General features: G+C 71.9%; 13 protein-coding genes. 6 read left to right on the top strand and 7 right to left on the bottom strand.

Annotated features, from left to right (window positions below):
- Window positions 1–3: 3 nt before the first annotated feature.
- Entirely contained in the window at window positions 4–855 is an 852-nt protein-coding gene (locus OIU81_RS12785) for a helix-turn-helix domain-containing protein (protein ID WP_329146931.1), read from the bottom strand.
- Between the two features lie 269 nt (window positions 856–1,124).
- Here OIU81_RS12785 and OIU81_RS12790 point away from each other — a divergent pair, with 269 nt between their 5' ends.
- Complete coding sequence (locus OIU81_RS12790) at window positions 1,125–1,613, top strand: ATP-binding protein (RefSeq protein ID WP_329146933.1); 489 nt, start codon at window positions 1,125–1,127, stop codon at window positions 1,611–1,613.
- A 48-nt stretch (window positions 1,614–1,661) separates the two neighbouring features.
- Here OIU81_RS12790 and OIU81_RS12795 read toward each other — a convergent pair whose 3' ends face one another.
- The 4 genes from OIU81_RS12795 to OIU81_RS12810 all read right to left on the bottom strand — a co-directional run bounded on the left by OIU81_RS12795 (window position 1,662) and on the right by OIU81_RS12810 (window position 5,697).
- Window positions 1,662–3,137 carry a GntP family permease gene (locus OIU81_RS12795; protein WP_329146935.1) on the bottom strand — a complete coding sequence of 492 codons (1,476 nt, stop codon included), beginning with the start codon at window positions 3,135–3,137 and terminating at the stop codon, window positions 1,662–1,664.
- 162 nt (window positions 3,138–3,299) lie between these two features.
- A complete protein-coding gene (locus OIU81_RS12800; RefSeq protein WP_329146937.1) occupies window positions 3,300–3,710 on the bottom strand; it encodes a RidA family protein in 411 nt (136 codons plus the stop codon).
- A 5-nt stretch (window positions 3,711–3,715) separates the two neighbouring features.
- Window positions 3,716–4,495 (bottom strand): IclR family transcriptional regulator, encoded by a 780-nt coding sequence (locus OIU81_RS12805; protein WP_329146939.1) that lies wholly within the window; start codon window positions 4,493–4,495, stop codon window positions 3,716–3,718.
- Complete coding sequence (locus OIU81_RS12810; protein ID WP_329146941.1) at window positions 4,492–5,697, bottom strand: sugar kinase; 1,206 nt, start codon at window positions 5,695–5,697, stop codon at window positions 4,492–4,494. The genes OIU81_RS12805 and OIU81_RS12810 overlap by 4 nt, the downstream gene beginning before the upstream one ends.
- A 180-nt stretch (window positions 5,698–5,877) precedes the next feature.
- Here OIU81_RS12810 and OIU81_RS12815 point away from each other — a divergent pair, with 180 nt between their 5' ends.
- Together OIU81_RS12815 and OIU81_RS12820 are read left to right on the top strand one after the other, a co-directional pair.
- Window positions 5,878–7,167, top strand: a complete 1,290-nt coding sequence (locus OIU81_RS12815) for an amino acid deaminase (RefSeq protein WP_329146943.1) — start codon at window positions 5,878–5,880, stop codon at window positions 7,165–7,167.
- A 145-nt stretch (window positions 7,168–7,312) separates the two neighbouring features.
- Window positions 7,313–8,947 (top strand): N-acyl-D-amino-acid deacylase family protein, encoded by a 1,635-nt coding sequence (locus OIU81_RS12820; protein WP_329146944.1) that lies wholly within the window; start codon window positions 7,313–7,315, stop codon window positions 8,945–8,947.
- A 24-nt stretch (window positions 8,948–8,971) separates the two neighbouring features.
- Here the strand turns inward: OIU81_RS12820 and OIU81_RS12825 are convergent, their stop codons facing one another.
- Window positions 8,972–10,870 (bottom strand): KAP family P-loop NTPase fold protein, encoded by a 1,899-nt coding sequence (locus OIU81_RS12825; RefSeq protein WP_329146946.1) that lies wholly within the window; start codon window positions 10,868–10,870, stop codon window positions 8,972–8,974.
- 266 nt (window positions 10,871–11,136) lie between these two features.
- Between OIU81_RS12825 and OIU81_RS12830 the strand changes: the two genes are divergently transcribed.
- Both OIU81_RS12830 and OIU81_RS12835 read left to right on the top strand, forming a co-directional pair.
- Window positions 11,137–12,348 (top strand): pyridoxal phosphate-dependent aminotransferase, encoded by a 1,212-nt coding sequence (locus OIU81_RS12830; protein WP_329146948.1) that lies wholly within the window; start codon window positions 11,137–11,139, stop codon window positions 12,346–12,348.
- Window positions 12,349–12,433: 85 nt separating this feature from the next.
- On the top strand, window positions 12,434–12,868 hold the full coding sequence (locus OIU81_RS12835) for an SCO4983 family protein (RefSeq protein WP_329146950.1): 435 nt from the start codon (window positions 12,434–12,436) through the stop codon (window positions 12,866–12,868).
- A gap of 144 nt (window positions 12,869–13,012) precedes the next feature.
- On the opposite strand, the gene OIU81_RS12840 is transcribed toward OIU81_RS12835, so the two are convergent.
- Window positions 13,013–14,833: a phosphoenolpyruvate carboxykinase (GTP) gene (locus OIU81_RS12840; RefSeq protein WP_329146952.1), complete on the bottom strand. Its 1,821-nt coding sequence runs from the start codon at window positions 14,831–14,833 to the stop codon at window positions 13,013–13,015.
- Window positions 14,834–15,072: 239 nt separating this feature from the next.
- Between OIU81_RS12840 and trhA the strand changes: the two genes are divergently transcribed.
- Window positions 15,073–15,789 (top strand): PAQR family membrane homeostasis protein TrhA, encoded by a 717-nt coding sequence (gene trhA / locus OIU81_RS12845; RefSeq protein WP_329146954.1) that lies wholly within the window; start codon window positions 15,073–15,075, stop codon window positions 15,787–15,789.
- The last annotated feature ends 300 nt before the right edge of the window (window positions 15,790–16,089 follow it).

Below are 16,089 nucleotides of genomic sequence, written 5' to 3' on the forward strand. Positions count from 1 at the left end.
TTCCTAGAGTGAACGTTCGACATTGCGGATGAAGTCACGCGAGGCCGAGGCCGACAGTGACGCGTTGTCCATCCAGTCCAGATGGGCGCGGTACTTCGCGAGCTGGGCTTCGGCGTGCGTGAATTCCGGTCCGTGGGCAGAGTCCAGTTGCACAGTGTCGAGCTGGGCCACGACACCCCCGGCGTACAGGAGAGCATGTCCAGCTCCTGGGAATGCGCCCACATCGACGGGGAGTACCCGCACGTCGACTCCCTCGCGTTCCGACGCTTGACACAGGTGCTTGAGCTGGTGACGCATGATGTCGGCTCCGCCGAACTTCATGCGCAGTGCGGCTTCGTGAACGTATGCAACATAGGTGAGGGGCTCGGGCCGCGCGAAGACCTGCTGCCGCTCCATCCGGTGGGCGACGCGTAGTTCGATTTCGAGCCGCGTCGGAGGCGGCAAGACGGCGGTGAAGACCGCGCGGGCATAGTCCTCGGTTTGGAGAAGTCCCGGAACGTGGACCGTCTGCGTCGTGCTGATGCGCGCGGCATGCCATTCGAGCTCCGCGATGTCCAGCATCCCGGCGGCGAGCGTGCCCCGGTGCCGCTCCCACCAACCACGCTCACTGTTCGCGGCCATGGCGACCAGCGCTTCAACGTACGACTCGTCCGGACAGGCGTAGTTGCAGGCCAGGGTGCGCACGCGGTCAGGGGAGACCGGTCTGATGCCGCCCTCCATGTTGGAGATCCGCGTCCGGTCGATGCCCAGCAGCCCGGCGGCGTATTCAGTGGTGGCGCCGGCAGCGAGACGCATCGTGCGCAGCTCGGCGCCAAGTCGCTTCTGGCGCACCGTCGGTGTGGTCCTGGTCGGCATGCGGCCCCTTCTCGTGCCGTGGTCAGGATCAGTCTGCCTCTGCCCGGCTACAGCAGTCCATTTCGACGGGGTAATTACCCCTCAGTTGAGTAGACACTGCGCCACCCACTCCCTACAGTCAGTAACGCAACGCTTACGCTCGACGCAGTCGGAAGCGCATCGCGCGAGCCTGCCCGCGACCTCCTGCCCTGGGAGAGGCGGGCCCGCGCCAGGGAGACAGGCCACCGGCTGCCGTGACATCAACCACCCGTGAAGTACAGGGAGTTGCCATGCCCGCAGCCGTGTCCGTCTGCCCGCACCCGCTCGACACCGTCACGCCCCCCGCACCCGAAAACCTGGCCTACAGCCTGACCCTCCCCGCCGCGCTGGCCAGTCCGGCCATCGCGCGTGCCGCCGCGGGCGTCCTGCTCGACGCCCATGGTCTGCGCGATGTGGCCGTCGCGGCCGTTCAGGTGGTGGGGGAACTGGCCTCCTGCGCCTGCCGGTTCACGCCGGCCGAGGACGTCTACCTGTCGCTGCGCTACCGGGACGACGCGCTGCGCGTGATCCTGTACGACGGACACCCGCGCCATACCCATCGGCGTCTCGCGGCGGCCTGCGACGCCCGGCGGCGGTCCACGCTCCTGCTGCTGGCCTGTGTGGTGCGGGACTGCGAGGGCGAGTGGGGGTTCGGGGCGTGGCAGGAGCCCGGGGACGGGACGCGGATGTGGGCCGTGCTGCCGCGCGACGGGGCACGGGCGTACGGCCGCGCGGCGTGACGCCGTATGCCGAGGGCCGCCGCCCGCGCCCCTCCCCCACCTGCCCCCCTACACCACCAGGCTCACCACGGCCGCCACCGCGAAGCCGGCGACCGAGAGCACCGACTCCAGGACCGTCCAGGACTTGAGGGTGTCGCGTTCCGTGATGCCGAAGTACTTGCTGACCATCCAGAAGCCCCCGTCGTTCACATGGGACGCGAAGATCGATCCGGCCGAGATCGCCATGATGATCAGCGCCAGATGCGCCTGGGACATGCCCTGGTTCTCGACGAGGGGGACGACGATGCCGGCCGTGGTGACGATGGCGACGGTGGCCGAGCCCTGGGCGACGCGCAGGATGAGGGAGAGGAGGTAGGCGAGGACGAGTACCGGGAGGCCGACGTGGTGGAAGGTGTCGGAGAGGGCGGTGGCCACGCCGCTGCCCTTGAGGACGGCGCCGAAGATCCCGCCGGCGCCGACGACCAGGATGATGTTGCCGACCGGTTTGAGGGACGCGGTGGAGACCCGCTCCAGGGACGTGCGGGACCAGCCGCGGCGGATGCCCAGCAGGTAGTACGACATCAGCAGGGCGATCGTCAGGGCGACGAAGGGGTGGCCGAAGAACTCGAGCACCGAGCGGCCGGTGGAGGGCGGCAGGGCGATGGAGGAGAAGGTCGCCAGGAGGATGAGGAGCAGCGGGGTGCCGATGATCAGGAGGACGGTCGCGAGGGAGACCGGTTCCTCGTCCGGCCCGGCGCCGGCCGCGCGCTTCTCCGCGGTGACCGCGGCCCTGGCCTCCTCGGCCGCCTCGACCATGTCCTGGGGGACGGGGACGAAGATCCGCTTGCCGATCCAGGCCGCGTAGCCCCAGGCGGCGAGCACCGCGGGGAGGCCGCAGACGAGGCCCATGAGGATGATCCAGCCCAGGTCGACCTTGAAGAGGCCGGCGGCGGCGACCGGGCCGGGGTGCGGCGGCAGGAAGGCGTGGGTCATGGAAAGGCCCGCGAGGAGCGGCATGCAGAAGAGCAGGATCGACTTTTTACTGCGCTTCGCCGCCGCGTACACGATCGGCGCGAGGACGAAGATGCCGACGTCGAAGAAGACGGGGATGCCGAAGATCAGGCCGGTCAGGCCCATGGCCAGCGGTGCGCGCCGCTCGCCGAAGAGGCGGAGCAGCCGGGCGCTGAGCACCTCGGCGCCGCCGGAGACCTCGAGGATCGCCCCCAGCATGGTGCCCAGGCCGATGATGATGGCGACATGGCCGAGGATGCCGCCCATCCCGGACTCGATCAGCGAGACGGCGTCGGACTTCTGCACCGTGCCGAAGAGTTCGGTGACCGAGAGCCCGGCGGCCAGGCCCACCGCGAGGGAGACCGTCAGCAGCGCGACGAACGGCTGCAGCCGTACCTTGATGATCAGGACGAGGAGCAGGGCGATGCCCAGGGCGGCGACCGCGAGCAGGCCCGCGGTGCCGGGTATCAGGGTGAGCAGTCCGCCGGTGTGCGGGGGCGGGGGCGCGGGGGCGGGCGTGGCGGCGAGGAACATGGGTGACTCCGTTGTCAGGCAGGGGCCCGCGGGTCCCTGGCAGGTGGTCCCGGGCAGGGCGGTCCGCGGCACGGCGACCCGTCGCTACGGGAGGCCGTGCCGTGCGGCGAACGGTGTGCGCCGAGCGGCGCTAACGGCAGGCGGGGCAAGGGAGTCGGCGCCTCAGCTCAGGACCGCGAGGGCGTCGATCTCGATGAGCAGGCCCGGCGGCAGACCGACGTAGACGGTGGTGCGGGCGGCCGGGGCCTCCTTGAGGCCCTGCTCCTCGAAGTAGGCGTTGTAGATCTCGTTCAGCTCGGCGAAGTGCGCCACGTCGGTGAGGTAGACGCGGATCATCATCGCGTCGTCCCAGCTCGCGCCGCCCTCCTCGAGGATGGCCTGGACGTTGGCGAGGGTCTGCAGGGTCTGTTCGCGCAGGGTGGGGCCGGCCGGGGTGGGGGCCTGGCCCTCGGTGGCGGGCAGGAAGCCGACCTGGCCGGCGACCTGGAGGAGGTTGCCCTTCTTCACGCCGTGGGAGAACTTCGCGGGCGGGGTGGTGTGGGTGGCCGGGGTGAGCGCGGTCTTCTCGATCATGGTGGTCACGCTTCCTGTGCGGGGCCGGCGGTGGACGGGGGAAGGGCGGTTCCGGAGTACTCCCGGCTGATGGCGTCGGCGGTGCGGCGGACCAGGGGGAGCAGGGCGAGGAGTTCCTCGGCGGTGACGACGACGTTCGGCGCGGAGAGGGACATGGCGGCGACCACGTGCCCGTCCGTGCCGCGGACGGGCGCGCCGACGCAGTTGATGGACTCCTCGTGGCCACCGAGGTCGGTGGCCCAGCCCTGCGCGCGGACGGTGGCCAGTTCGGCGAGGAAGGCCGTGGCGTCGGGGGTCGAACGGGGCGTGTAGCGGGGGTAGTCGAGCTTCTCCGCGAGGGCGCGGCGCTCGGGTCCGGGCAGGTCGGCCAGGAGCAGCTTGGCGACCGCGGCGACGGTGATCGCGACGGGCTTGCCGATCCGGGAGTACATCCGGACCGGGTAGCGGCTCTCGACCTTGTCGATGTAGAGGACCTCGCTCTCCTCCAGGACGGCGAGGTGGACGGTGTGTCCGCAGGCCTCGTTGAGGGCGACGAGATGGGGGTGGGCGATCTCCCGTACGTCGAGGTTCTCGGCGGCCTGCTGGGCGAGCGCGAAGAGCCGGGCGCCGAGGCGGTAGCGCTGGTCGGCCTGGCGGTAGACCATGCCGTGCTCGTGCAGGGTGCGCAACAGGCGCAGGGCGGTGGATTTGTGCACGCCGAGCCGGACCGAGACCTGTTCGAGGTTGGCCGGGCCCTCCGCGAGCAGCGGAAGGATGCTCAGTGCGCGGTCGACGGTCTGGCTCATGTGCGTACCTCACTGTCCCGGCCGCCGCCGGGGACGTGCCCTTCGGCGGTGCCCCTCCGGGCGGTGGCCGGCGGATCCGCCGTACCTGACTCGTTCACTGTGCCCGTCCCTCCACCCGTGCGGTGCGCCCCGACGGCCGTCCAGCCGGGGCCGAGTCGCAGTGTGCCCCAGTCGGCGGGGCCGAGGGCGGCGAGGCGATCGGCGAGGGCCCGGCCGGGCGGCGGGCCCAGATCGCCGGGGACGGTGAGCGAGGCGGCGGCCATCAGATGGCCGTGCCGCAGGCGGGTGAAGACGGGCAGCGCGCGCAGGGTGCCGGAGAGGAAGCCGGCGGCGAAGGCGTCACCGGCGCCGATCGGGGCGACGACGTCGACGTGGAGCGCGGGGGCGAAGGTGACGGTGTCGGTGCCGTCGGCCTGCCGGTCGAAGGCGGTGGCGCCGGCCGCGCCGTGCTTGACGACGAGGGTGGCGGGCTCGGGCAGGGCGGCGCGCACGGCGCCGGGGCCGTGCAGGTCCCAGGCGGCCGCGGCCTCGTCCTCGCCGACGAAGACCAGGTCGCAGTCGCGGGCGAGGTCCAGGAGGAGCCCCGGGCCCCGGGCGGGGTCACGCCACAGGTCCGCGCGGTAGTTGACGTCGAAGGAGACCAGGGGGCGGCCCGGTGTGCGGCGGGTGAGGGTGCGCAGCACGCCGAGGCAGCCGTCGGAGAGCGCCGCGGTGATGCCGCTGAGGTGCAGGATGCGGGCGTGGTGCAGGGCCGCGTGGTCGAGGAGGTCCGGCGCCATGGCGGAGGCGGCGGACCCGGCACGGTAGTAGAGGACTTCGGCGCACTCGGCGGTCTCGCGTTCGAGGCCGGTGGCGCGCTCGCCGGCGGTGCGGAAGTAGATGCCGGTGGGGCGCAGCGGGTCGCGCTGGACATGGGCGGTGTCGACGCCGCAGTCGGCGACGGCGGCCAGGAGGTGGTCGCCGAAGCCGTCGGTGCCGACCCGCGAGACCCAGCGCGCGGTGTGTCCGGTGCGGGCGAGGAAGCAGGCGACATTGGATTCGGCGCCGCCGATGGCGCGGTCGAAGGCGGGGACCTCGGCGAGCCGGCCGGGGACGCGGGGCAGGAAGGAGACCATCGACTCGCCGAGGCAGACGACCTCGACGTCCCGGGCGGGGGCACCGGCCGGGGCGGCGGCGGCACCGGCGTTCGAGGGCCTGGTCACGATGGCTCGCGCTCCTTCGCTGGGGTGCGTGCCCGGACGGTGTGCCGCGCGGTGGTTCACGGCCGATCCGCACCGCGTTTTGTCACCATTGACCGGGCGCTGGCCCGGATGTTAGACAGCTGCCAGCGATATGCGCAATGAGCGTTGCAGAGAATGCAACACGATTCTGGAGGAGGCCGCATGTCGGGCGAACGGCTCGTGCAGGGACTGAAGGAACTCGCGGAAGAGCGGGTCGATCACCGCTTCAAGTCGCTCCCGCCGGACGCCGACGGCCGCACCGTCGGCGATCTCGCCGCGGAGCGCCGCAACCTCTTCCGCGACGGCTTCACCACCCCCGTCCTCGCCCTCTCCGCCGAGTCGGTCGAGCACAACCTGGCCCTGATGGAGACCTACGCCGAGCGGCACGACCTGGCCTTCGCCCCGCACGGCAAGACCTCCATGGCGCCCCAGCTCTTCGCCCGCCAGCTGGAGCACGGCGCCTGGGGCATCACCGCCGCCGTCCCCCACCAGGTCCGGGTCTACCGCAGTTACGGCATCGACCGGATCTTCCTGGCCAACGAGGTCGTCGACGCGGTCGCGCTGCGCTGGCTCGCCGGTGAGCTCGCCGCCGACCCCGGCTTCCGCTTCCTGTGCTACGTCGACTCGCTGCGCGGTATCGAGCTGATGGACACCGCGCTGCGGGAGGCCGGCGCCACCCGCCCGGTCGACGTCGTCATCGAACTCGGCGCCGGTGACGGCGCCCGTACCGGCGTGCGGACCGAGACCGAATGCCTCGAACTCGCCGACGCCCTCGCCGGGGTGGACACCCTGCGCCTGGTCGGCGTCGCCGGCTACGAGGCCGACGCACCGGACGCCACCACCGAGCGGGTGACCGCCTGGATGCGCCGGCTGGTCGCGCTGGCCGAGCGGCTGGACGCCGCGGGCCGGTTCGCCGACCTCGACCGGATCGTCATCAGCGCCGGCGGCAGCGCCTGGTTCGACGCGGTCGCCGACGTCTTCGCCGAACTCCCCGAGCTGTCCGCGCCGGTCCTCAAGCTGCTGCGCTCGGGCGCGTACGTCTCGCACGACGACGGCCAGTACCGCACGCTGACCCCCTTCAACCGGGTCCCGGAGGAGGGCGCCCTGCAGCCCGCCTTCCGCCTCTGGGCGCAGGTCATCTCCCGCCCCACCCCGCAGCAGGCGTTCCTCAACGCGGGCAAGCGCGACGCGGCCTACGACCTCCATCTGCCGGAGGCCCAGGTCGTACGGTCCGGCCGGGACGGCACCCTGCGCCCGGCCGACGGGCTCACCGTCACCGGCCTGTCCGACCAGCACGCCTGGGTCAGCACCGAGCGCTCCGGCGATCTGGAGGTCGGCGACTGGGTCGCGCTGGGGCTGTCGCACCCCTGCACCTCCTTCGACAAGTGGCAGCTGATCCCGCTGGTCGAGGCGGACGGCACGGTCACGGACTTCATCCGGACCTTCTTCTAGGACCGGCCTCCGGCGGGCTCCGGCCCGCCCCCGGCCCCGGCGGTGCGTGCCGATCCCCCGCGGTGCGCACCGCCGGTCCCCCCTCCCCCGGGCCCCCGGATCCGGGGCACCCGTCCCCGGGGGCAGCGAGAAAGGCGGCCCGCCCATGGACACCGTGTTCCGTGACGTCCGCGTCCTCGACGGGTCCGGCGGTCCGTCCTACCGTGCCGACGTCGCCCTGGCCGGCGGCCGGATCGCCGCGATCCACCGCGAGTCGGACGGCGGGCGGCGCCCGGACGGCACCCGCCGGGTGGACGGCCAGGGCCTGGCCCTGGCCCCCGGCTTCATCGATATGCACGCCCACAGCGATCTGGCGCTGCTGCGGGACCCGGGGCACGAGGCGAAGGCCGCCCAGGGCGTCACCCTCGAAGTCCTCGGCCAGGACGGCCTGTCGTACGCGCCGGTCGACGACCGCACCCTGGACGGGGTCCGCGTCCAGATCGCCGGCTGGAACGGCGGTGGGCCCGGGGACACCTCCGTCGACTTCGGCTGGCGCACGGTCGGCGAGTACCTCGACCGCCTCGATCACGGCTTCGGCGGCGAGGGCATCGCGGTCAACGCCGCGTACCTCGTCCCGCAGGGCACCGTCCGGATGCTCGCGGTCGGCTGGGACGACCGGGCGGCCACCGCGGGTGAACTGGCCAGGATGCAGCGGCTGGTCGCCGAGGGCCTGGAACAGGGCGCGGTCGGCATGTCCTCCGGGCTGACCTACACCCCCGGCATGTACGCGAGCGACGCCGAACTGACCGAACTGTGCCGGGTGGTGGCCCGTTACGGCGGCTACTACTGCCCGCACCACCGCTCGTACGGCGCGGGGGCGACGGCCGCCTACGCGGAGATGATCGCCCTGACCCGCGAGGCCGGCTGCGCGCTGCATCTCGCCCACGCCACCATGAACTTCGGCGTCAACGAGGGCCGCGCGCCCGAGCTGCTCGCGCTGCTGGACGACGCGCTGGACGCCGGCGCGGACCTCTCCCTCGACACCTACCCCTACACCCCCGGCTGTACGACGCTGGCCGCGATGCTGCCGAGCTGGGCGGGCGAGGGCGGCCCCGAGGCGGTCCTGGCCCGTCTGCGCAACGAGGCGACGGCCGCCCGCATCCGCCATGCCATGGAGGTCCGGGGCGCGGACGGCTGCCACGGGGTGCCCATCTCCTGGGACACCATCGAGATCTCCGGGGTGTCCGACCCGGCGCTGGCCGGCTTCGTCGGCAAGACCGTCGCCCGCAGCGCGGCCGAGCGCGGCGAGGAGCCCTGGGTCACCGCCCGGCGGCTGCTGCTCGACGACCGGCTGGGCCCGACGATCCTTCAGCACGTCGGCCACGAGGACAACGTCCGCCGCATCATGCGCCACCGGGTGCACACCGGCGGCAGCGACGGCATCCTCCAGGGCGACAAGCCGCATCCGCGCGCGTACGGCACCTTCCCCCGCTACCTCGGTACCTACGCCCGGGAGCTGGGAGTGCTGTCGCTGGAGGAGTGTGTCGCCCATCTGACGGGCCGTCCGGCCGCCCGGCTGCGGCTCGCCGACCGCGGCCTGATCCGCGAGGGCCACCGCGCCGACCTGGTCCTCTTCGACCCCGCGACGGTCGCCGCCGGGGCCACCTTCGACGCCCCGCGCACCCCGCCCGTGGGCATCCCGTACGTCCTGGTCGACGGCCGGTTCGTGATCGAGGACGGCCGGCGCACGCAGGTGCTGGCGGGGCGGTCGGTGCGGCGGACGGCACCGAGCCGGGGCTGAGGGCCACCGGGCCGGCGCCGGGGGTCAGCCGAACCGCGAAACCTGCCCGGCCAGCCGCAGCACCAGCAGCTCGACCTCCGCGGCGCTGGTGGTCAGGTCGGCCTCCAGCTCGTCCGCGACGGACTGGCGCTCCGGGGTGATGCGGCCGGTGTAGAAGATGACCGGCCCGGTGTAGCGGCCCTCGCTCCGCAGCCGCCCGACGTGCTCCAGGCCCTCGCGCGCGTTGGCGCCCCGGCCGATGTCGGAGACGATCAGCGTCGGCTGCTCGACCGCGAGGGCGGCGTCCGCGGCATCGGAGTCCTCGGCGATCCGCACCACGGCACCCGCCGCCCGCAGCCGCCCCGCCAGGGGCTCGTTGCCGCCAGGGTGGTCGTCCACCCACAGGATCCGCACCCGCCGCAGCGGCGCACCGGACTCCTCGCTCCGCGTCGCCGGCCGCGCGCCGTACCCGGGCGACGGCACCGGGGCCGGGGTGGCCCGGACGTAGGGGGTGGGTTCGGGCTCCACGGCGGCCGGGAGCGCCGCCCCCTCGCGTAATCGCCGCAGCAGCTCCGCGGACCGGGGCAGCGCCACCAGGCCGTCGATCAACGAGGTGAACTCCTGGTCGGTGACCATCTCCGGGAAGCCGCTGGGCAGTTGGCGCTCCAGCCGGTTCAGGGTCTGCTCCCGCGGTTCCCCGTCCTGTTCGGGCAGGTCGTGTTCGTGCAGGAAGCGGGAGACCACGGGCCGCTCCGCCGCCGGGAGGGCCTCCGGCGTCCGCAGCAGCCGGCGCACCTGCCGGTAGGTGCGGAACTCGGCGATCACCTCGCCCGTACCGCCGCCCGGGGCACCGGCCACCATCCGGTAGAAGTCGGGGTAGAAATACTGCAGCAGCAGCGTACGGACCACCGCCTCGGGCGGGAAGTCGTCCCACATCGGGTTGAGCGTCGCCTCCAGCACGAAGCCGTTCACCAGCCGCTTGATACGGCGCGGGTTGCGGGCCGAACGCTCCGCGAGCATCGTGGTCAGCCGCTCGTCCAGGAACTGGTCGATGCCGGCCTTCCGGGTGCACCGCCCGATGTACTCCCGTACGCCCTGCTGGTCGGCCACCGGAATGCGGTAGCTCGTCTGGAAGATCTTCTCCATGAACGCCGAGGCGGCGGGCGACAGATCGCGCAGCAGCCCGTTGGGGGCCAGCGCCGAACGGTCGCAGCCGACGACGAACGCCAGCCCCGGGACGTCCAGCGAGACCTTGACCGCCTCGCAGACCTTGAGCACCACCTCCTCCGGGCAGCGGTCGAGGTCGTCGATGAAGACGACCAGGAGCCGGCGCGGCCGGAACTCCTCGGTCTGCGACCACTCCCGCACCAGATCGCCGATCGCCCCGCGCATCTCGTTGCGGGCCTGCGAGTCGACGGACAGGCTCTTCCACAGCTCGTCGACCAGACCGGCCACCCCCAGCGGCCCGGCGGCGACCGTCGTCAGGGCCCGCGCGGCCCGCAGCAGCGCGCGCCGCTCGGACAGCCGGTGCACTCCGCGCCGCAGCACCCGCCGGTCGAACCGCATCAGGACGGACTTGATCAGCCCTTCCAGTGCGTCGTCGGCGGTCGAGGTCCAGGCGTTGAACCAGACGGTGTGGACCTCGGGGGCCCGCGCGAGTTCGGCGTCGACCAGCCGCATCAGGCTGCTCTTGCCCATGCCCCAGCCGGCGTCGACGGCGAGCGTGAAGGGGGTGGAGTCACGGGAGGCGACCAGCAGCCCGGCGAGCTGGCGGGCGGCCCGTCCGGTGCCCAGCAGATCCGCCGCCGAGTCGGTGACCGGTTCGTCGTTGAGCAGCGCGAACCGCGCGGGCGGCACGGGCGGGGCGATCTCGGTGCCGTGCGGGGACGGCGGGGCGGGGAACGGGCGGTGCGCGGGTCCGGATCCGGTGGGAGTGGTCGTCATCCTTGGGCCCCCGGTGTCAGCTCGTCGGCGTGCTCGGCGGCCGGGCGGGAGCACCGGCCGTGCACCGGCCCGGAGCGTACCGCCGGGCGGCCCCCGCCCGTGGCCCGCCGCGGAAATCGCCGGCGCCCGCCGCACCGGCACCCCGCGACAGCCTCCACCCCTCCCGCCCGGATCCTCACCGAGCGTGAGGAACCTCCCCCGCTCCGTGGGTCAACGTGGGGAAAAACACCGGGCGGCCGCCGAGAGGCGCCCGTAAGGTGGCGGACATGCAGGTGATCCAGTCAACGAAGCTCGCCAACGTCTGCTACGAGATCCGTGGCCCGGTGCTCGAGGAGGCCATGCGGCTGGAGGCGGCGGGTCACCGCATCCTCAAGCTCAACACCGGCAATCCGGCGGCGTTCGGCTTCGAGTGCCCGCCGGAGATCCTGGAGGACATCCTCCGCACGGTCGGCAGCGCCCACGGCTACGGCGACGCGAAGGGCCTGCTGTCCGCCCGCCGCGCGGTGATGCAGCACTACCAGACCCAGGGCATCGAACTCTCCGTCGACGACATCTACCTCGGCAACGGCGTCTCCGAGCTGATCCAGATGTCCATGCAGGCACTGCTGGACGACGGCGACGAGGTACTGGTCCCGGCCCCGGACTACCCGCTGTGGACGGCCTCGGTCTCGCTCTCCGGCGGCACGGCCGTGCACTACCGCTGTGACGAGCAGGCCGACTGGATGCCGGACCTCGCCGACATCGAGCGCAAGGTCACCGACCGCACCAAGGCGATCGTCGTCATCAACCCCAACAACCCCACGGGTGCCGTCTACGACGACGAGCTGCTGCGGGGCATCGCGGAGATCGCCCGCCGGCACAACCTGATCGTCTGCGCCGACGAGATCTACGACAAGATCCTCTACGACGGCGTCACCCACACCCCGTTCGCCGCCCTCGCCCCCGACCTGCTGACCCTGACCTTCAATGGGCTGTCGAAGTCCTACCGGGTGGCGGGCTACCGCAGCGGCTGGATGGCGGTCTGCGGCCCGAAGGCACATGCCGCCTCGTACATCGAGGGCCTGACGATCCTGGCCAATATGCGGCTGTGCGCCAATATGCCGGCCCAGCATGCCGTGGCCACCGCGCTCGGCGGCCGTCAGTCGATCAACGAACTGGTACTGCCCGGCGGCCGGCTGCTGGAACAGCGCGACACGGCGTACGAGCTGCTCACCCGGATCCCCGGGGTCAGCTGCGTCAAGCCGAAGGGCGCGCTGTACGCCTTCCCGCGCCTGGACCCCAAGGTCTACAAGGTCAAGGACGACCGGCAGATGGTGCTCGACCTGCTCCGCGCCGAGAAGATCATGATCGTGCACGGCACCGGCTTCAACTGGCCCGAGCCGGATCACTTCCGCCTGGTCACCCTGCCCGGCAAGGACGAGCTGACGGATGCCGTCACCCGGATCGGCTCCTTCCTCGACGGTTACGGACAGTACTGAATCACCGCGATTTTTCTATACGGATCTCAACTTTAGACAGAGTCCAAGCTAGGATGGTCTCCTGACGCTTTCAGGAGGCCGTCCCATGTACGAACCGATCCGCACCAAGTCGGTCCACACCACGGCCGCCGCCCCGCAGATCCCGCACCGCTCCCGCGAGGAGGAGCTGGACATCCGGCTCGCCACCCAGCTGACCGCACTGCTCACCGTCACCGATGAGCTACATGCGCTGGCGACGCGGGCCGACGGCGCCGCGGCCGACGGCGCCGCGCTGGCCGCCGCCGCCGAGCGCATCGCCGAGCAGGTCGCACGGCTGAGCGGCGGCCACTATCCGCTGCGCGCCGAGCCCACCGACGGCGGCGCCGCCTCCCGGGCCGCGGCCCTCCACCAGCGCGCCCACACCCTCGCCGGAAACGCCCTCGCCCTCGCCACGACCCGGAACGACACCGCGGTGACGGCCCTGGCGGTGGAGCGGATGGCGGCGCACGCCGCACCGCTGCGGGATCTCGCCACGGCCTGAGCCCGCGCCGCACGCAGCGGACGCCGCCGCCTCACCCGACCGGCCCCAATGGGCGGCCCCGATGTCGCCCGGCCCCGCACCGCACGAGCCGGGGCCCCGCACCTGTGTGGTGCGGGGCCCCGGGTGGTGCGCGGTGTGCCGCGGTCAGCCGAGCCGCTGGACCAGCGCGCGGTACTCGTCCCACAGCTCCTTCGGCGTGTGGTCACCGAAGGTGTTGAGGTGCTCGGGGATCAGCGCCGCCTCCTCGCGCCACACGTCCTTGTCGACGGTCAGCAGGAAGTCGAGGTCGGCGTCGTCGAGACCGAGGCCCTCGGTGTCCAGCGACTCCTTGGTGGGCAGCACGCCGATGGGCGTCTCGACCCCCTCGGCCTTGCCCTCCAGCCGCTCGACGATCCACTTGAGCACCCGGCCGTTCTCGCCGAAGCCCGGCCACACGAAGCGGCCCTTGTCGTCCTTGCGGAACCAGTTGACGTAGTAGATCTTCGGCAGCTTGGCCTGGTCCTTGTCGGCACCGACCTTGACCCAATGCCCCATGTAGTCGCCCATGTTGTAGCCGCAGAACGGCAGCATGGCGAACGGGTCGCGGCGCAGCTCGCCGACCTTGCCCTCGGCCGCGGCGGTCTTCTCGCTGGCGACGTTGGCGCCGAGGAAGACGCCGTGCTGCCAGGTCAGCGACTCGGTCACCAGCGGCACGGCGCTGGCGCGGCGGCCGCCGAAGAGGATGGCCGAGATCGGCACGCCCCGGGGGTCCTCCCACTCGGGCGCGATGATCGGGCACTGGCCGGCCGGGACGGTGAAGCGGGCGTTGGGGTGGGCGGCCGGGGTCCCGGACTCCGGGGTCCAGTCGTTGCCCTTCCAGTCCGTGAGGTGGGCGGGCTTCTCCTCCGTCATGCCCTCCCACCACACGTCGCCGTCGTCGGTCAGCGCGACGTTGGTGAAGACGGAGTTGCCCCACATCGTCTTCATGGCGTTGGCGTTGGTGTGCTCGCCGGTGCCGGGCGCGACACCGAAGAAGCCGGCCTCGGGGTTGATCGCGTAGAGGCGGCCGTCCTCACCGAAGCGCATCCAGGCGATGTCGTCGCCGATGGTCTCGACCGTCCAGCCGGAGATCGTGGGCTCCAGCATCGCGAGGTTGGTCTTGCCACAGGCGCTCGGGAAGGCGGCGGCGACGTACTTGGCCTCGCCCTGCGGCGGCGTGAGCTTGAGGATCAGCATGTGCTCGGCGAGCCAGCCCTCGTCGCGCGCCATGACGGAGGCGATGCGCAGCGCGTAACACTTCTTGCCGAGCAGGGCGTTGCCGCCGTAGCCCGAGCCGTAGGACCAGATCTCGCGGTCCTCGGGGAAGTGCGAGATGTACTTGGTGGAGTTGCACGGCCACGGAACGTCGGCCTCGCCCTCGGCCAGCGGGGCGCCGAGGGTGTGCACCGCCTTGACGAAGAAGCCGTCGTCGCCGAGCTGGTCGAGCACCGGCCGGCCCATGCGCGTCATGGTGCGCATGGAGACCGCGACGTAGGCGGAGTCGGTGATCTCCACGCCGATCGCGGAAAGCGGGGAGCCGAGCGGCCCCATGCAGAACGGGACGACGTACATCGTCCGGCCCTTCATCGCACCGCGGAAGATGCCCTTCTCGCCTGCGAAGATCTCCCGCATCTCGGCGGGGGCCTTCCAGTGGTTGGTCGGGCCGGCGTCCTCTTCCTTCTCGGCGCAGATGAAAGTGCGGTCCTCGACACGCGCCACGTCCGAGGGGTCGGAGGCGGCGTAGTACGAGTTGGGGCGCTTGATCGGGTCGAGCTTCTTGAACGTGCCCTTGTCGACGAGCTCCTCGCACAGCCGCTCGTACTCCGCCTCCGAGCCGTCACACCAGACGACCCGGTCGGGCTGGGTGATCGCTGCGATCTCGTCGACCCAGGAAAGGAGTCCCTGGTGACCGGTCGGAAGGGTGGGAGCCGCGTTGTCGCGCGCCACGATCGCTCCTAGATGAGGGTCTGGACGGATATCTACCCGATTCGCCGGGAACATCCGCTTCTTTTGATTGTCTGCCCCTTGGGGGCCTCGACCCGGATGCTTCGTGACCGCTCATCCGGTGCCGACCGCACTCATTTGATCATCCGACCCGGAGGGAGTTCTGTCCAGAGGGCGCCTTGGTGACCGTCACCACTCCGGTATGAATCCGTAACTTACGGTGGCGTAGGTAGCATGTCGCCATGACTTCCGCGCCCGACGCCGCCGACAGCCAGCCCCCCTCCGCGCCGCCCGCGGTCGCGGCCGTCGCCGCCGCGGCCGCGCCCCTCAAACCCAGACTGCGCGGCTGGCTGCACGCCGGGATGTTCCCCGCCGCGCTGCTCTCCGGCATCCTTCTCACCGCCCTCGCCGACAGCCCCCGCGGCCGCCTGGCCTGCGCCATCTACACCATGACCGCCTGCCTGCTGTTCGGCGTCAGCGCCCTTTACCACCGCGGCAATTGGGGACCGCGGGCCGACGGCGTGCTGCGCCGGCTCGACCACGCGAATATCTTCCTGATCATCGCGGGCACCTACACGCCGCTGACGATGCTGCTCATGCCGGGATCCCGCGGCGAGACCCTGCTCTGGGCGATCTGGGCGGCCGCCCTGGCCGGCATCCTCTTCCGGGTCTTCTGGGTCGGTGCTCCCCGCTGGCTGTACACCCCCTGCTACATCGCCATGGGCTGGGCCGCCGTCTTCTTCCTGCCCGATTTCCTGCGCACCGGCGGCGTCGCCGTCCTGGTGCTGGTCGTCGTCGGCGGGCTGCTTTACAGCGCGGGCGGCGTGATCTACGGCCTCAAGCGCCCCAACCCCTCACCCCAGTGGTTCGGCTTCCACGAGGTCTTCCACTCCCTCACCCTGGCGGCCTTCGTCGTGCACTACGTCGGGATCTCGCTGGTGGCCTACACCCACGCCTGACCGGCCCCGGCCCGGGCCCGAGCCGGCCCCGGCCTCCACATCCGGCACCCCGCACCCCCTCCCCCACATCTCCGTGGCCGCGACTTCGCGTCGCGGCCTTTTCCGTTCCCGCGGCCTTTTCCGTTCCCGTGGCCTTTCCGTTCCCGTGCCCGTCGCCGCTCACCCGGCCGACCCTCCCCGGACTACTTCACCCAACGTAATCAGTTACGCGCCACAGCGTGACACACCCCACTGACAACCGACAGCGCGCGCCCGGCCAACCGCGAGCGCGGGCGCCGTGCCCGCACCCCCGCCACGCCG

The organism is Streptomyces sp. NBC_01454 (assembly GCF_036227565.1).
Lineage (GTDB): Bacteria > Actinomycetota > Actinomycetes > Streptomycetales > Streptomycetaceae > Streptomyces.

Coding starts and splice junctions, on each gene's coding strand:
- OIU81_RS12785 (WP_329146931.1), bottom strand. CDS start 855: ATGCCGACCAGGACCACACCGACGGTGCGCCAGAAGCGACTTGGCGCC.
- OIU81_RS12790 (WP_329146933.1), top strand. CDS start 1,125: ATGCCCGCAGCCGTGTCCGTCTGCCCGCACCCGCTCGACACCGTCACG.
- OIU81_RS12795 (WP_329146935.1), bottom strand. CDS start 3,137: ATGTTCCTCGCCGCCACGCCCGCCCCCGCGCCCCCGCCCCCGCACACC.
- OIU81_RS12800 (WP_329146937.1), bottom strand. CDS start 3,710: ATGATCGAGAAGACCGCGCTCACCCCGGCCACCCACACCACCCCGCCC.
- OIU81_RS12805 (WP_329146939.1), bottom strand. CDS start 4,495: ATGAGCCAGACCGTCGACCGCGCACTGAGCATCCTTCCGCTGCTCGCG.
- OIU81_RS12815 (WP_329146943.1), top strand. CDS start 5,878: ATGTCGGGCGAACGGCTCGTGCAGGGACTGAAGGAACTCGCGGAAGAG.
- OIU81_RS12820 (WP_329146944.1), top strand. CDS start 7,313: ATGGACACCGTGTTCCGTGACGTCCGCGTCCTCGACGGGTCCGGCGGT.
- OIU81_RS12825 (WP_329146946.1), bottom strand. CDS start 10,870: ATGACGACCACTCCCACCGGATCCGGACCCGCGCACCGCCCGTTCCCC.
- OIU81_RS12830 (WP_329146948.1), top strand. CDS start 11,137: ATGCAGGTGATCCAGTCAACGAAGCTCGCCAACGTCTGCTACGAGATC.
- OIU81_RS12835 (WP_329146950.1), top strand. CDS start 12,434: ATGTACGAACCGATCCGCACCAAGTCGGTCCACACCACGGCCGCCGCC.
- trhA (WP_329146954.1), top strand. CDS start 15,073: ATGACTTCCGCGCCCGACGCCGCCGACAGCCAGCCCCCCTCCGCGCCG.